General features: G+C 49.6%; 11 protein-coding genes. 5 read left to right on the top strand and 6 right to left on the bottom strand.

The annotated features are described in order from the left end of the window. Positions 1-50: 50 nt before the first annotated feature. Entirely contained in the window at positions 51-2,021 is a 1,971-nt protein-coding gene (locus EZJ49_RS09210; protein WP_262551767.1) for a TonB-dependent receptor domain-containing protein, read from the bottom strand. 262 nt (positions 2,022-2,283) lie between these two features. Between EZJ49_RS09210 and EZJ49_RS09205 the strand changes: the two genes are divergently transcribed. The 3 genes from EZJ49_RS09205 to EZJ49_RS09195 are packed head-to-tail and all read left to right on the top strand — an operon-like array spanning position 2,284 to position 5,857. Further along, the gene (locus EZJ49_RS09205; RefSeq protein WP_262551766.1) at positions 2,284-2,763 is read left to right on the top strand and encodes a hypothetical protein; all 480 of its coding nucleotides are present in this window, start codon (positions 2,284-2,286) and stop codon (positions 2,761-2,763) included. A gap of 1 nt (position 2,764) precedes the next feature. Then, on the top strand, positions 2,765-3,661 hold the full coding sequence (locus EZJ49_RS09200; RefSeq protein ID WP_262551765.1) for a trypsin-like serine peptidase: 897 nt from the start codon (positions 2,765-2,767) through the stop codon (positions 3,659-3,661). Between the two features lie 54 nt (positions 3,662-3,715). Continuing rightward, positions 3,716-5,857 (top strand): ATP-binding protein, encoded by a 2,142-nt coding sequence (locus EZJ49_RS09195; protein WP_262551764.1) that lies wholly within the window; start codon positions 3,716-3,718, stop codon positions 5,855-5,857. On the opposite strand, the gene EZJ49_RS09190 is transcribed toward EZJ49_RS09195, so the two are convergent. The 4 genes from EZJ49_RS09190 to EZJ49_RS09175 are packed head-to-tail and all read right to left on the bottom strand — an operon-like array spanning position 5,791 to position 9,531. Beyond that, positions 5,791-6,243 carry a thioesterase domain-containing protein gene (locus EZJ49_RS09190; RefSeq protein ID WP_262551763.1) on the bottom strand — a complete coding sequence of 151 codons (453 nt, stop codon included), beginning with the start codon at positions 6,241-6,243 and terminating at the stop codon, positions 5,791-5,793. The two genes, EZJ49_RS09195 and EZJ49_RS09190, sit on opposite strands and share 67 nt — an antisense overlap. Next, a complete protein-coding gene (locus EZJ49_RS09185; RefSeq protein WP_262551761.1) occupies positions 6,234-7,082 on the bottom strand; it encodes a sulfurtransferase in 849 nt (282 codons plus the stop codon). The genes EZJ49_RS09190 and EZJ49_RS09185 overlap by 10 nt, the downstream gene beginning before the upstream one ends. Positions 7,083-7,132: 50 nt before the next feature. Next, positions 7,133-8,611, bottom strand: a complete 1,479-nt coding sequence (gene lysS, locus EZJ49_RS09180; RefSeq protein WP_262551760.1) for a lysine--tRNA ligase — start codon at positions 8,609-8,611, stop codon at positions 7,133-7,135. Continuing rightward, positions 8,608-9,531 (bottom strand): class I fructose-bisphosphate aldolase, encoded by a 924-nt coding sequence (locus EZJ49_RS09175; protein ID WP_262551759.1) that lies wholly within the window; start codon positions 9,529-9,531, stop codon positions 8,608-8,610. Before EZJ49_RS09175 ends, lysS begins: the two co-directional genes overlap by 4 nt. A 192-nt stretch (positions 9,532-9,723) precedes the next feature. Between EZJ49_RS09175 and EZJ49_RS09170 the strand changes: the two genes are divergently transcribed. Further along, positions 9,724-10,293, top strand: a complete 570-nt coding sequence (locus EZJ49_RS09170; protein ID WP_262551758.1) for a NifU family protein — start codon at positions 9,724-9,726, stop codon at positions 10,291-10,293. Next, positions 10,280-11,623 carry an MATE family efflux transporter gene (locus tag EZJ49_RS09165; RefSeq protein ID WP_262551757.1) on the top strand — a complete coding sequence of 448 codons (1,344 nt, stop codon included), beginning with the start codon at positions 10,280-10,282 and terminating at the stop codon, positions 11,621-11,623. Before EZJ49_RS09170 ends, EZJ49_RS09165 begins: the two co-directional genes overlap by 14 nt. On the opposite strand, the gene EZJ49_RS09160 is transcribed toward EZJ49_RS09165, so the two are convergent. Beyond that, on the bottom strand, positions 11,620-15,414 hold the full coding sequence (locus tag EZJ49_RS09160; RefSeq protein ID WP_262551756.1) for an Ig-like domain-containing protein: 3,795 nt from the start codon (positions 15,412-15,414) through the stop codon (positions 11,620-11,622). The genes EZJ49_RS09165 and EZJ49_RS09160 overlap by 4 nt on opposite strands. Positions 15,415-15,473: the final 59 nt, after the last annotated feature.

Below are 15,473 nucleotides of genomic sequence, written 5' to 3'. Positions count from 1 at the left end.
AAAAGCGAGATTGGCGAAGGCTCTTCTCGCTTTTGCATTTTTAGGACCGACTAGAACAAATAACTCGCCGTCAATCTGACATCACAGCCGGGTTCAAAGATCGGATTCACGGCACCTTGAACCTGGTAAGGCGTTCCCTGCGCGACATACTTCTTATCAAAGATATTCAGCACAGAAATACCCACGCGGGTTCTTTCATTCGGCATCCAGCTTGCCGCGATATCGTGAATGTCATATCCGGGCTGCTCGACAGAACCGGAAGGAACATCTGTCAGCTCCATCGCCACAAGACTGTCCCAAGTCAAAAGCACGTTGTACTGACTTAGCTTGTAATCCACGCCAAACACGAAGCGATCACCAAAGGCACTGCCTTTAGTGGAAACAGCATAACCCAACGGTTCGCTGCCATATTCAGACTTGTTGTGGGAATACCCGCCGCGAATCACATAGTCGCCTGCTTCATAGTTCGCGTTCAGGTTCACACCCTGGAACTTCAAATCATCGGCGGCGTTCGAACGGGTCATGATTCCTGTTGTGCGGTTGGTACTGACTTGAATCACATCACGCATGACCGTGTGATAAACAACGGTGTTCACTGTCAGCCCCTGCACTTGCGCCGTCACACCAATTTCAGAGGTGTCGGCCGTGGTGCCTTTTAAGTTACTGACCGGAGCCACACCCTTCACGCCACTCATCACAAAGGCTTCCATCGGAGTGGCCCCTTTAAAGGCCTGAGACCACGAAGCATACGCCGACCACATCGGGTTAAACTGATAACCCACGCGCGCATTCGGGCTAAGATGGTGAGAATTGATCATCTCACTGGAAACGTCCTCAAGATCATAGTTGTCGTAACGAAAACCTGCCGTCAATGTCCACGCCGGTGCCGGACGGTAAACCCCTTGAGTGAACAAACCAAAGATGCGACCGGTTTCAGATTCTGTGCCGGTTGCACGATGCCCCTCGGAACGGTCCACATTGTAGTCCGTCCCCACCGTGACTGAGTTCAAAGAACCCAGATCCATCTTGTTGGAAATCTGACCACCAAAACTTTTGGCTTCCGCTTCAGATTTGGAAGTGGTTGTTTCCTGACTCATCTTGGTTGATGTCGTATAGACTTCAGATCGCAAATTCACCCAAGGGGTCGCCGGATTGTAAGTGTGTTGAAGAGTATAACTTTGACTGCCAAATTCCTGATCGTTCGGTGGATTGAATGGCAAGTCACCAAAGTGGTTGCGCAATGAACGACGGGCATTGTCCTCGCGAAGGTTCGCCGCCAAGGTCAGCTTTTGTTCATTGCTAGGGGTAAAAACGATTTTACCCAGACCACTTTTGGGTTTTCCCGCCGTAAATCCAACGCCATCGCCGCCGCCAGCGTGATAGTTGCCGGATTCCGCAAAGTTTCCGTACAGCAGGAAGCTAACTTTATCCAAAGGCTTTCCAAAGAAACCAAGGCTTCCGCCTTTTTCATCGGCGTTTGTCGCATAGCGAGCTTTCACCAAAGCACCATAGCGCTGCCCCGGCAACAAAAGATCTTCGGCATCTTTGGTTTCAAAACGAACAGCACCGCCCAAAGCTCCCGGGCCGGAAAGAGCGTTTCCAGTTCCTGCATCCACATCAATTTTCTTTAGCAATTCGGTATCAACACTCAATCGACCTTGGTGATGAAAAAGATAACCGCTTTGACGGGCTCCATCGACAGTGACGTTCAACTGAGTGTCCTCGATACCACGAACATAAACTTTCTGAGCACTCTTCTGACCACCACCCACTGTCACATCAGAAATCCCCTTCAAGGATTCCTTGATATCCTCCGCTTGAGTTTGTTCGATTCTTTCCGCACGCAAGGTGGTGCGGGTTTTAAGTTCCTGATCGTCTTTAATAACAACAGCATCCAGTTCAGACGAAGCCGTCGTCTCTGTTGCGGGTTCCTTAGATACAGTCTCTTGGGCCCAAGCCATGCCGTGCAGACTTAAAGCAGATGTCAGAATAAGGCCTTTGATAGCCGTCGTTGTTTTCATTCGTAAAACTCCTCAATGATGGGATTTTCTTTAGTACCTAAGCACCTCTAAAGACAAGCATTCCCCGGTCGAACCGAAAGATTGAAAAAGAACGGAAATCCAAGGGAAAACAAGATGATAAAGCGAGCGGGTGTCAGATAACTAACTAGGACTCCGAAGCGATTTCACCCCGCCTGCCTATGCACTCGACAGCCTTGGAAAGCTTTACCTTCGCTCCACTGAAATCACCGGGCCGTCCACTTTTTTGCTAAATTAGCGACTTATGAAAACTGCTTTTTCCACTCTGATCCTGTTGATGATCTTTTTCACCTCTGGTGCATTTGCTAAAGGCCTTCCCGCCTGTTTTGATCGCAAGGACCGTCTTGGCTTTAATGAAAGTCAGGTCATGGCCTGGAAAGAGTTCACCGAAAATAAATTTCTGGCCCGGGCGTTCGTGCGCGGAATCGCCGTGCGCCTGATTGAAGATCGCCAAAAACACATTCACATCGAAGTGGATTTGGATAAAGACATGAACACCACAGACGACCGCGTGGAAGTCATTTACAACACCAAATTTGGCACCCTGCCGGAATTCCGATATGGAGATGAAATTATCGCCTGCGGAGACTTCATCAAAGACAGCTATTCCCCTGTCGGCGCCGTCATACACTGGCTGCATTTAAATCCCAAAAAAGGTCCCCATGAAGATGGTTTTATTGCCATCAACGGACAACTGGCAGGCCTAAGCCCTGAAAAGAAATAAAATGAAGACTGTTCTTCCGCTTTCCATTCTGTTTTCATTTTTTGTTCTGGGATGTTCTCAAAACAGCAACACCTCCGCCGTGGATGCGTCGGCCACAGCTTCCGTGATTTATCACGGTGACAGCCGTCAGGAGATCTCAACACAGAACCCCTCCGAAGCCGCCGTTGCCAAAGCCGTTGCGGTTGTCTTTGCTCCGAACAAATTAAAGAATCTGGCACCGGCCCGCTATACTTTAAAAACATACAAGCTGTCTGAAGCTTATCCTCTTTGCCCGAACGAACGGTTTTTAGACCAACCTTTGCTGGGACATTGCACCGCCAGCCTGATCGCCCCGAACAAAGTTCTGACGGCCGCTCACTGTATGGACAGTAAAAGCAGTTGTACCGAGGCACGCTTTATCTTTGGCTGGGATAAAGACAAAGCGGCCTCCCTGGAAACTTCTGATGCGGAAATCTACAAATGCAAAAGCATTCTGAAAGCCGAGCAGACCATGAAAGGTATCGACTACGCCGTTGTCGAGCTGGATCGTCCTGTCGCGGGCATTGTGCCTTTGAAAATGGCAAAAAGCACAGACTTGTTGAGTCCAGGGACGAAACTGCTAAGTCTTTCCTATCCTCTGGGACTTCCGCTGAAGAAAGATATCGGAATCGTCCTTTCAAATGACAAAGGCCGCGTGAACTTCAAAATGGAAATAGACACCTTCCAGGGAAGCTCGGGTTCACCGCTGTTGAATGCGCAAGGTGAAATTGTTGGAATCTTGTCCAGAGGAATGGATGATATTCTGGAAGACGATATCTATCGCATTCAAAGCGAAGGCGGATGTTTAAACTTTAACACCTGTGCTGCTGGCACCTGCTTTGGTGAAACTTTCTTTAAAGTTGATCGTATTGACCTTTAACATATTCCGATCTCCGTTTTAGCCTCACTCTGCAAATGCTTCTAAAATAAAACCATGAAAGAGAAGCATTTGCCCGGGTGGACGTGGGTCGTCCCGTTTTTCATTTTACTAGCAGGCACTCTTTTGAGTCTTTCCTTTAAGGCCTCGCATGGTGTGTATTGGATTTATTTTCCAATTAATCTGGGCGTGGTCATGGCTCTGTGGTGGGGCCCACGGGTGCTGGCTGCCGTCTTTATCAATGCCCTTATCGCAGTAACCCTGTTTGACCTTCCCAACAAAGCTCTTTATCCCCTTTATGCCCTGCCGGAAACCTTCGAGGTTCTGTTCTCATGGATTCTGGTTCGAGAGCGCTTTAAAGATGTACGTGGCTGGAAATCCAGTCCGAAAAACATCAGTCTTTATTTTGTCTATGGTTTGTTTATTCCCTCAGTTATCTGTTCTGCATTTATTCAGGGCATCTTCACGTTTTCAGGATTTCAGGACAAATCCCTGTTCTTTTGGAATGTCCTAACCACCTCTGTTGGTGATCTGCTGGGGGCTGTCTTTATCAGCATCCCCACACTGATCTTAATTTCGCCCTGGCTAAGCCATAAAGGACTGTCTCTGTTTCCTTTCAAGCCCCTGCCTCCGTTGCACTGGGACCGACTGGTCAGAAAAGAAAAAATCATTTTTGCCATCACCTTAAGTGCGATGTTTATTCTGGCCGTGGCAACAGACCTGCCAAAGACCTGGTACATTTACGGGATCGTGATGCTGGCTTCGGCTGCCTGGTATGGTCTTTATGCGGCTTTGTCCGTGAATACCTTTGTGGTTTTTTTAACTGTGATTCTGCCAAAACTTTTAAACCTGCCGTGGTCTTCCACACTGACTGAAATACAAAACCCAGCCACTCTTTTAACATTGTGTTTCTGCTCTTTGATCACCGGTTCTGCTGTCACCACCTTAACCGGAAAAATTCACGAACTAAGTGAAACTGAAGGGCAACTGAAATCCGCCAAAGAACAGGCCGAAGAAGCCAGTCGTGCAAAATCAGAATTTCTGGCTCGTATGAGCCACGAAATCCGCACCCCTCTAAATTCTGTTCTGGGTATGCTGGAGCTGCTGCGTGAAACCCAGCTGTCCAAGGATCAGGAACGCTATCTGACCCTGTTCAGCCATGCCGGAGAAAACCTGAAAGCGCTGATCAATGACCTTTTGGATTTTTCAAAGATCGAAGCCAAAGCCCTGACAGTTGAAAATGTCAGCTACAATATCCACAGCACCGTTCGCAGCGTCTTTGAAATTCTACAGATTAAAGCCGAGGAAAAAGGTCTGCATTTTGAACTCTTCCTGTCCAAAGAGGTTCCGCCCTTGCAGTGGGGGGACCCAACACGTTTGCGGCAGGTACTGTTCAATCTGATAGGAAATGCCTTAAAATTCACCAACGAAGGATCTGTGACGGTCAAAGTTGATCTAACCAAGAACGCTGCTGAAAAACTGCTGATCGAAGTGCAGGACACCGGCATTGGCATTCCTCGCGACAAACAATCCAAACTGTTTTCACCGTTTTTTCAGGGTGATCCCACAATCACCCGCAAATACGGCGGCACCGGATTGGGACTGGTGATTTCAAAGAACCTGGTGGAGATCATGGGCGGCAACATGGAAATGAAAAGTCTTGCCGGTCGCGGGACCACTTTCCGCATCACCCTTCCCCATCGTCCGGACTTTTCCAGTAATATCGAAAAACAGAACAAGCCTTCGCTGGTCTGGACCCAACTTAAAACCGGACAGCGCTTTCGCATTCTTTTGGTCGATGATTCCGAAGACAACCGGGTTTTAATGATTCACTACTTAAAAAGCCTGCCTTTTGATTGCGAAGAGGCGGTCAATGGACAGGAGGCTGTCGATAAATTTAAAGAGAAAAAATATGATCTGATCTTTATGGATATGCAGATGCCGATTATGACGGGCTATAAGGCCACCGAGATGATTCGTCACTATGAGGCAGAACAAAAAATGCCACACACTCCGATCATCGCCCTGACCGCCACCGCGGTGGTCGAGGACCTGCAAAGAGCCCTGACCAGCGGCTGTGATTCCTATGCCGTCAAGCCCGTGAAGAAGGCTGAAATTCTGGATATTCTGGCTCACAATTTAACAACGAAATCGCCCAACAAAGAGGCCTTTAAAGAACCCCCTTCACCCAGTATCTGAGTGCGGATCATTCCACGCACACGGCCCGTGTCTTTTAAGGTCTTATAGAAGTCCTCTTGTTCCTGAGGTGATCTGAACTCACTGACCACTTCAAAGTCAGTTTCCACCGGACGCAGATATTGAATTTCCCCTTTGGCGATCACAATATTTTCCGTCGGGATCTGCTGGGCTTTCAATCCGGCCAAGGCCAGAGCATAGGCCGCCAGCACTCCGCTGGCGTAAAGACTGCCGCCAAAAGCAGTGCCCTTGTGATTGCGATTCTTTTCCAACGAAACCTTAAAGCGAACACGCGAAGCACTGATGTCTTCAACTGTAATGCCAAGATGCTCGTACAAAGCGATCTTGTTTTTCAGAATGGCGATCAGCTCTTGCGAATTTACTTCCATTGTTCATAGCCTCCGGCAAAGTTGGCAGCATTCTTGTAACCCAGATAGTTCAACGCATACACCACAGCCCCTGAACGCACGCCGTGATTGCTCAGAACCAAAATACGATTGTCCTTGGTGATATTCTTTTCATAAAGCAGACGCTCGATTTTCTTTGTTGGCAGACCTTTTTCTCCAAAGAATTCACGCCATTCAATATTGATCACTGGCGCTTTGACAAATTTCTCTGTGGAGATATTGCGCAGGGTAAATTCCTGGCTGGAACGAACATCCAACACCACCACCGGTCTTAGTTCCTGCGACACATCGGCCTTAAAGACCTTTACATCCACGCTCAAACCTTCTGCCACCTGTGGCTTCCAGTATGGCTTGTTCTTGACCGGCGGAACTTCGCGATTCGGGTTCGTATTCATCTCGCGATAAGAGGTGTGCAAAAGGGTATAAACACTTTTCACCCCAAGAACCTTCAAAGTCCAGGCGATACGCCCTTCTTCCCCCGTTCCTTGTGCCCCTTTCCCCAAAACCACAATCGGGGTTTCAGGGTCCACTCCCACCAAAGACAGGCGTCTTGCCAGAGCAAACAGATCCGCCTGCAACAACCCACGAGCGCGCGGATTTTGTTGAGAGAAATCCTCCCAGCGCACATTGATCGAGCCCGGAACGTGCGCCAGATTAAATTCAAAGGCAGGTCTTGCATCCAAAATCACCGGATTCTGTTTCATCAAATGCTCGGCCGTTATATTTTCCCCCATCAAAGGTTCTTCGACAGTCACTTTGGTCGGCTTCACCTGACACGCAGAAAGCATCATGACAGCAGCAAGGAAAAGGATCTTTTTCATACACACCCTCTTTAAAGCACAAAGGGAGCTTTCCGCTCCCTTCGTCAGGACTATTTTGTGATTCTCATCGTCGGGAAGAAGATGATGTCTCTGATGCTTGGACGGTCCGTCAACAGCATCACGATACGCTCAATACCGATTCCCACACCGCCTGTTGGCGGCATACCAGCGTCGATCGCCAACAAGAAGTCTTCATCCATTGGATGAGCTTCTTCGTCTTTGGCACGATTGGCTTCCTGCTCTTTCAAACGCGCCAACTGGTCTTCCGGATCATTCAGCTCAGAATAAGCATTGCCGATTTCCATACAAGCAGCGAACGGCTCAAAACGTTCCACCAGACGGTTGTCGCGACGATGAATCTTCGTCAATGGAGAAATCTCCACCGGATGATCCATCACAAAGGTCGGCTGCCACAGGTGCTGTTCCGCTGTCAGCTCGAACAGCTCCATGATCATTTCACCGCGTTTACCCGGTTCATCAATGTCGCCACCATTCTTGCGAATAGCCTGGAAGATTTCGTCATCAGACGCTTTGTCCGGATCAATCCCTGCGTATTCTTTCACACCATCATGAACGGTCAAACGTCTCCATGGCGGAGTGAAGTCAATTTCTTTACCCTGATAAGTCACTTTCATGCTGCCAGTGATTTTCAGCGCAAGATTTGAAATCAGCTCTTCAAACTGCTTCATCTGATAATTGTAATCAGTGTAAGCTTCATAGAACTCAAGCAAAGCGAACTCTGGATTGTGAGTGCGGTCGATACCTTCGTTACGGAAGTTTTTGCTGATCTCGTAAACCTTTTCAAAACCACCCACGATCAGGCGTTTCAAATAAAGCTCCGGCGAAATACGCATGTAAAGCTTCATATCCAAAGCTTTGTGATGAGTCGTGAACGGTGTTGCCGCAGCTCCGCCATAAACAGGCTGAAGCGTTGGTGTTTCAACTTCCATAAAGCCGCGATCATCCAGAAAACGACGAACTTCTTTGATGATTTTGGAACGGGTTTCAAAAACTTTGCGGGAATCCGCATCGGTCATCAAATCCAAATGTCTGTGACGATACTTGATTTCGATATCCTGAACCCCGTGGAATTTTTCCGGCAATGGTTCGATTGTTTTCGTCAGAATCTGGAAGCTCTTCGCGTAGATAGAGAACTCGCCTTTTTGGGATTTAAACACATAACCATCAACCCCGACGATATCGCCCAAATCCACCAATTCAAATGCCGCGCGATCCTGTTCAGAAAGTTCTTCCACTTTCACGTAAACCTGCACCGTGCCTGTTTGATCCTGGATATTAAAGAAGGACGCCTTACCCATCATACGCAAAGTCATCAAACGACCCGCAATACGGTAAGAAAATTCCGGCTTCTTTTCACCCGGCTGCAAAGTGGCTGCGTGTTCTGCCGCCACTTCAGAAATCTTAGCCTTGTTTTCAAAGACATAAGGGTACGGGTTGATGCCTTTCTCGCGAAGGGCATGAAGTTTTTTACGTTTCTCCGCTCTTAGCGGATTTTCATTAATGCTCATAGTTTTTTACCTGCGAAGGCTTCCATTACGTTGTGTAGCAGTTCAAGCGCTTCTTTTTTCGGACGTTGGAAGGCATTGCGGCCCATGATGGAACCGAAAGCGCCACCTTGTGCCAGTTCGCCCACTTCTTTCAAAAGATCCTCTGTGCTTTTCGCTTCGCCACCAGAGAAGATCACAATGCGCTTGCCGTTGAAGCAAGACTGCACGATGTGACGAGTGCGATCCACTTGAGAGGAAACTTTGATGCCTTGTTCCTGATAAACTTTGGCAGCCGCTGTTTGTTCGATGTGGGAAGTGGAAGGTTTTACTTTGATAATGTGCGCGCCCAATTGAGCCGCGATGTGAGCTGCATATGCAACCACATCAATCGCCGTTTCACCCTCTTTGGAGATTTGTTCACCCCGAGGGTAAGACCAAATCACCACAACCAAACCAGCCTCTTTCGCTGCGCGAGCTGCATTGGCAATTTCCTCGTACTGCTGTTTGCGATCTGCGGAGCCCGGATAGATGGTGAAACCAACACCCACGCAACCCAGTCTTAAAGCATCGTCCACATAAGACGTCAAAGCAGAGATCGGAGCTTTGTTGGAGTATAGAGAATCAGAGTTGTTGATTTTCAGGATCAAAGGAATTTCACCTGCATAATCGCGCGCGATGGCTTCGATTGCACCCAGTGGCGCGGCATAAGCGCTGCAACCGGATTCAATCGCCAGCTCAACGTGGTAATTCGGATCATAACCATCTGGATTTTTCGCGAAAGAGCGAGCCGGGCCATGTTCAAAGCCCTGATCCACTGGCAGAATAACAAGCTTTCCAGTTCCCTTTAGCTTACCGTGATTCATCAGGCGAGCCAGGTTCGTCAATACTCCTGGATTGTCAGCTCCGTACCAGTTCAAAATCTCTCTAACTCTTGGCGTCATCTGGATCTCCTATAACCTAAAGAAAACTTACATTCATATTTTTACGGTGCGCCTGAAGCAAGGGCAGGCACAACCCTAGGACCGGGTAAATTTATTGAGTTTTTTGGATATAATCAAGCGCGTCTCGTGGATTAACACGCTTGGCAGAAAACCCCCTGTGGTATAATGTTCCTTGTCCCTAGAGAGGTCTCTATGAGTGCAAGTGCCACAAATACAAAAAGTCAGGTTAGTTTTGAATCCACCCCGAATCCAGCAACGATGAAGTTTCTGCTTCACCGCAAGGTGACGGACGAGGGCTTCGATTGCCCGACCGTGCAAGAGGCCGACAGATCCCCTTTAGCTGCCAAAATCTTTGGCTTCCCGTGGACCAGCTCGGTTTACGTGGGCCCGGATTTTATTACCGTCACCAAACAGGACTGGGTGGACTGGGAGCTTTTGGCGCACCCGTTAAGCGGCCTGATTCAGGAACATCTGGATCGCGATGAACCCGTGGTTGTGTCCTTCATCCAAACGGAAGAGGACGATACCAACGACAGCCCAATGGTTCGCAATATCAAATCTGTTTTGAATCGCGAGATCCGCCCGGTGGTGGCACTGGATGGTGGCGATATCGTTTTCCATAAATACGAAAATAACGTGCTTTACATTCATATGAAAGGTGCGTGCTCTGGCTGTCCAAGTTCCACGATCACCCTGAAAGAGGGCATCGAAACCCGCATGAAGGAACTTTTCCCGGAGATTTCTGAAGTTGTCTCAGTCTAAACTTGTTCACGAAGGAAAGCTTTTAGCCAGGCTTTCCGGTCCTATCGTTATTGGCCAGGTCGGTCAGAATCTGATCACTCTTGCTGACACCATCATGGTGGGGGCACTGGGGTCTATTGCCTTGGGGGCATCAGCATTTGCCGGAAGTGTCTTTATCGTCTTTCTGCTTTTTGGAATGGGGATGCTGGCTCCGGTCACGGCCCTGTTTGCACGCATGCAGGGACAGGAAAATTATCCATATGGCGGAGTTCTCTTACGCCACAGTGTGGTGGTCGCCGCCGGGCTAAGTGCCGTGATGATTGCCGCCCTTTATGCGCTTCTTCCCAACTTAAAAATTTTCGGCCAAACCCCGGAAGTTTTGGCAATGGGTTCCGCCTTTTTTGAAATCACCATCTGGTCGGTCTTCCCCAGCTTGCTGTATCAAGCCTACAAACAATTCACTGACGGCATCGGTAAAACCAAAGTGGCCATGTCTGTGATGATCTTTGGCGTGATTTTCAACGTTGCCGGGAACTATGTCCTGATCAATGGGTATTACGGATTCCCGAAGCTGGGCCTGAATGGCGCAGCTTATGCGACTTTATTTGCGCGCACCCTGATGGCGTTGATGATGGTGTTTTATGTTCACGCCCATCCGCATTTTAAAAAGTATCTGGCGGAACGCTGGACGCATCGTTTTGATCATCATCTGCTAAAAAGCATCATTCGTCTGGGGATTCCCAACGGCATGACCTATATCTTTGAAGTCGGTGCATTTTCTTCTGCCGCAGTGATGATGGGCTGGTTTGGAGCAACCCCACTGGCTGCACACCAGATCACCATCAGCCTGGCCAGCACCAGCTTCCTGATCACACTGGGCATCGGCATCGCAGGCAGTATTCGCGTAGGCTATGAACTGGGACGCGGTGATTATTCCTCGGCCCGCTTTGCCGGGTTTACCGCCATCAAAATGGGTGGCGCCTATATGGGGATCTGTGCCCTGGGCTTTTTCTTCCTGCGCGAATGGTTCCCGACTTTTTATGTGAATGATGTGGATGTTATCGCGTGGGCTGCAAAGTTCTTTGTCGTGGTGGCGATCTTCCAAATCTTTGACGGTGTTCAGGCCGTGGCGATTGGTGCCCTTCGTGGCATGAGCGACACACAGTGGCCCAGCATTATTGCGTTCTTCGCCTATTGGGTGATGGGACTTCCGGCAGGTTATATGCTGGCCTTCCATTTGGGCGTCGGTCCGGTGGGAATCTGGATTGGCCTGTTAATGGGATTGATTTTCGCCTCTATCTTGCTGACGTGGCGATTCCACATCCTCAGCAAAAGGTTTTTGCAATCTTAAGGATGATAGACGCAGCGGAAGCCACCATTGGTCACTGTACCCAGCGCATTGGCGGTTCGCTTTGCAGAGAAGACACCCACGGTATTTCCTTCGTAGGCAGCTCCACCCCTCCAGATTGTGGTGATTCCACCGGCTTCATTTGTAAAATCGATTTTACCAAAACCACAATAGTCGGGACTGCCCACGGATGAACAAGTTAAGATTGTACCGTATTTGGTATCCAGCGTGTAAGCTGTCTGAGTGGCCGCATAAAGATATTTTGCATCTGAATAAACCACACCATCGGCATCCTTGACCACTTCCACCGCATTCCCGGCAAAATCCCAAATCAACTGACCATGCGGAAGATAGTGTGAGCGACGAAGGGCATTGCTGTCACACAGTGACGGCATATTCGGGGCACATGGATCTGCCACATTGACGGCAGTTGAAGCCGAAGATTGATTGTCCCCGCGCTGAAGCAGGCCCGTCCCCATTGTCCCGGAAGTCCAATTGGCTCCCTGTCGAGCGATCAGATCCGCAATTGTGTTCCATTCCTGATTGGAAATAAGGTCATATCCATCTCCCATTCCGGTACAGGCGGCAGTGGCTTCCATCAAGCTCAGCGAACTCGGAGCATAGGTCGCAATGAAACGAGGAACACCGCCGCTCATCTTGGCCTCAAACTGGCCCACGCAGAATGGTTCAACCGCTGCGATGTTCGGATTATGAATGTAAACAAATTCATTTGGACAGCTAAAGGCTGGCAGGGTCTTTACTGTCTCAATACTGATGTTACCTGCGGCATCCGTCGCTCGCAAAGAATACTTATAGACAACTCCGGAACTCACCGTCGTATTGTAATAGAAACCTGAAGACACTTGCTGCCAATTCAAGACAACAGAACCGCTGGAGTTATTTTCAATACGAACTTCAACCACAGCCCCGGCTTCGGTTGAGAAATTAATGGCCGCCGTTCGGGTCAAATAAGTTGTTTGAATCAGTGTCACTCCGGCAAGGTTTGGAGGCACACTGTCGAATACACGGGAAAGAGCTGTGGCTGCGGTATTCGTATTCCCAGCTGCATCCTGAGCCACATCTTTTGCAATCGCCACAGTCACTGTTCCCTGTATATTCGGACTGAAGGTGAAGGAATAATTCGCACCACTTCCGGTGAAACCAGAAATCGTCCCGCCAGTCGCGGTGATATCCGCAACAGCGAAGTTTAACACAGGTTCACTGAACGTGACGGTCACAGGAATGGCCGTATTCGTGGCTGTCGGGGCTGAGGATGCAAGACTCACCGTTGGTTTGACAGAGTCATAAACACGACTCAGTGTCGCCGTGGCGTTTCCATTTCCGGTGGTGTCGGTGGCAACGCCAGCTGGCACCGTGACATTCACAGAACCCTGAGCGGTTGGCGTGACTGTAAAAGTGTAGGTTGTTCCCGATCCGGCAAATCCACTGACCGTACCGTTGGTCATAGTAATATCCGACGCCGCAAAACCAGTCACAGACTTACTAAATGTCGCAGTCACCGAAAATGCAGCATTTGTATTAGCCGCTGCGGCCGATGTTAAGGTCAGCGTCGGAGCCGCAGAATCAAACACACGGCTTAACGTAGTCGCGGCCGTATTTGCATTTCCGGCGGCATCTTTGGCAACACCGGCACCCACAGCAACAGTCACAGTCCCTTGCGCCAACGGCGTGACAGTGAACGTGTAGGTCGTTCCCGAGCCTAAAAGGGACGAAGCCGTCCCATTGGTGATCACGACCTCTTCGATAGTAAAGTCCGTAACACTTTCACTGAAAGTCACCGTCACTGGAATTTGCACATTGGTCGTGGCCGGTGCACTGGAGGTAATGGTCACACCGGGTTTGATATTGTCATAGATTCTGTTTAAAGCCGTTGCCGCCAAATTGGTGTTCCCGGCAGCATCAAAGGCAACGGCGGCCGGAATACTCACGGTCACAGGACCTGCGGCCGTTGCTGTTACCGTGAAATTGTAAGTCGCTCCAGATCCACTAATAGTCCCAAGAGTTCCCCCACTGACTGTCACATCCGCCGCCGTAAAACCTGTGACTGCTTCACTGAAGGTCACAGTCACCGGAATGGCCGCAATGTTGGTTGCACTGGGTGCCGTCGAAGTTATCGTAACTGTGGGACTGGCTGTATCAAAAGTACGATTCAAAGTCGCGGCCGCGTTGCCATTTCCCGTGGCGTCGGTTGCCACATCCGCAGCCACCGACACGCTGACAGCTCCCTGTCCCGCAGGAGTCACTGTAAAGCTATAATCCTTCCCACTTCCAGTAAAACCACTAAGTGTGCCGTTCGTAACCACAACATCGGACGCTGCAAAGTTAATAACAGATTCACTAAACGTCGCGGTCACAGGAATCGTTGCCGCATTGGTGGAGGCGGACGTGGCGGAAGCCAAAGTCAAGGTGGGCTTAACACTATCAAAGGTGCGCGTAAATGCCGGGGCTGCGAGGTTCGGGTTACCCGCTGTATCCGCAGCAACACCGGCCGCAATAGAAACAGAAAACACACCCTGAGCCGTTGGCGTTACTGAAAAACTATAGCTTTTTTCACTGCCTGTAAAACCTGTCACAGTTCCACTGGAAATAACAACATCAGATGCCGTAAAACCAGTAACTGGTTCACTGAAAGTCACCGCCACTGGAATCGCGGAACTTGTATTGGCCGACGCCGAGGATGACAGGATCACCGACGGCTGGACGCTATCAAAGTTGCGAGCCACAGAAGCCGCCGTGGAATTAGGATTGCCCGAAATATCCTGAACAGCCCCCTCTTCCAAGGTCGCCGTAAAAGGCCCCTGATTGGCCGGTGTCACAGAGAAAGTGTACACGGTGCCACTACCAGCAAACCCGCTGACCTGTCCGCTGGATAAGACCACATCGGTGGCATTGAAATTACGAACCGGTTCACTGAAGGTCACTTTGATGGCAATGGCTGAATTTGCGGGGTCCGGGGTTACAGATTCCATTGTGACAGCGGGTTCAGTCACATCGACCTTCACAGTTTTTTCGACTTCGGAATACGAGCGATACGCCCCGGCTTTAGAGTGAGTCACACGGATCGTTGCCTCTGTTTTATTTGTCCCGCCATTATAGTGAGTGGGCACAGAGAACTGTTTGTGTGTATCACAGTTTGCTGAAAGCGGAGATCCATTGAAAGGGCCTGTCACGGCAATCACCCCTTCCGCCTCTGCACAGCTTCCGGAAATTACATAAGAACCTCCGGCAACAGCAGCGACGTTGATATCTGTCGCTTCCTCGATCAGCAATTGCGGTGCTTTGAACTTCAGCGTTAAAGTGCGATAGAAAACCTGCACTTCGCCGAGCAGATTTTTTACATACCAGCGAATCTGGAAATCCTGAACCACATCACCGGGTTTTGCCGGTGCCTGATAAGGAGCGATATAATCCAAGGGAAGCTTCAGCTTGGCCTGCCCACTGGTTGCACAGTCAAACTCGGTGCCTGAAGCCAATTCCGTGACATCGCGCCACTGGCTGGTTTGGGGATTTTCAACTTCAATCTTATCAATGGCCTTGTCACAGGTTACATCCAGATCCACCGGCCCGGTGCCTTCAGATACCAGCTCACTTCCGCCACCGCTTCCGGTGTCGATAACGAAATCACCCTGGTTGCCCTTGGTGGTGCTGTTCAGGAAAGACATTTTCAGATCGCGCTCGGAACAGGCAGACAGCATCAGAACAAATGCGAACAGGGGAATAATATCCCCCAAAACTGACCAAAGTTTCGCATGTCCCCATCTGCACGTATGCATGATGAACTTATCGGCTATATCCTAAGCATGTTTAGTTCCAGTCTGAGACTTGCTCGAGT

This window comes from Bdellovibrio bacteriovorus, assembly GCF_025558485.1.
Classification (GTDB): Bacteria; Bdellovibrionota; Bdellovibrionia; order Bdellovibrionales; family Bdellovibrionaceae; genus Bdellovibrio; species Bdellovibrio bacteriovorus_G.
The sequence above is the reverse complement of the archived record's forward strand: the minus strand, read 5'-3'. Positions and strand labels throughout refer to the sequence as shown.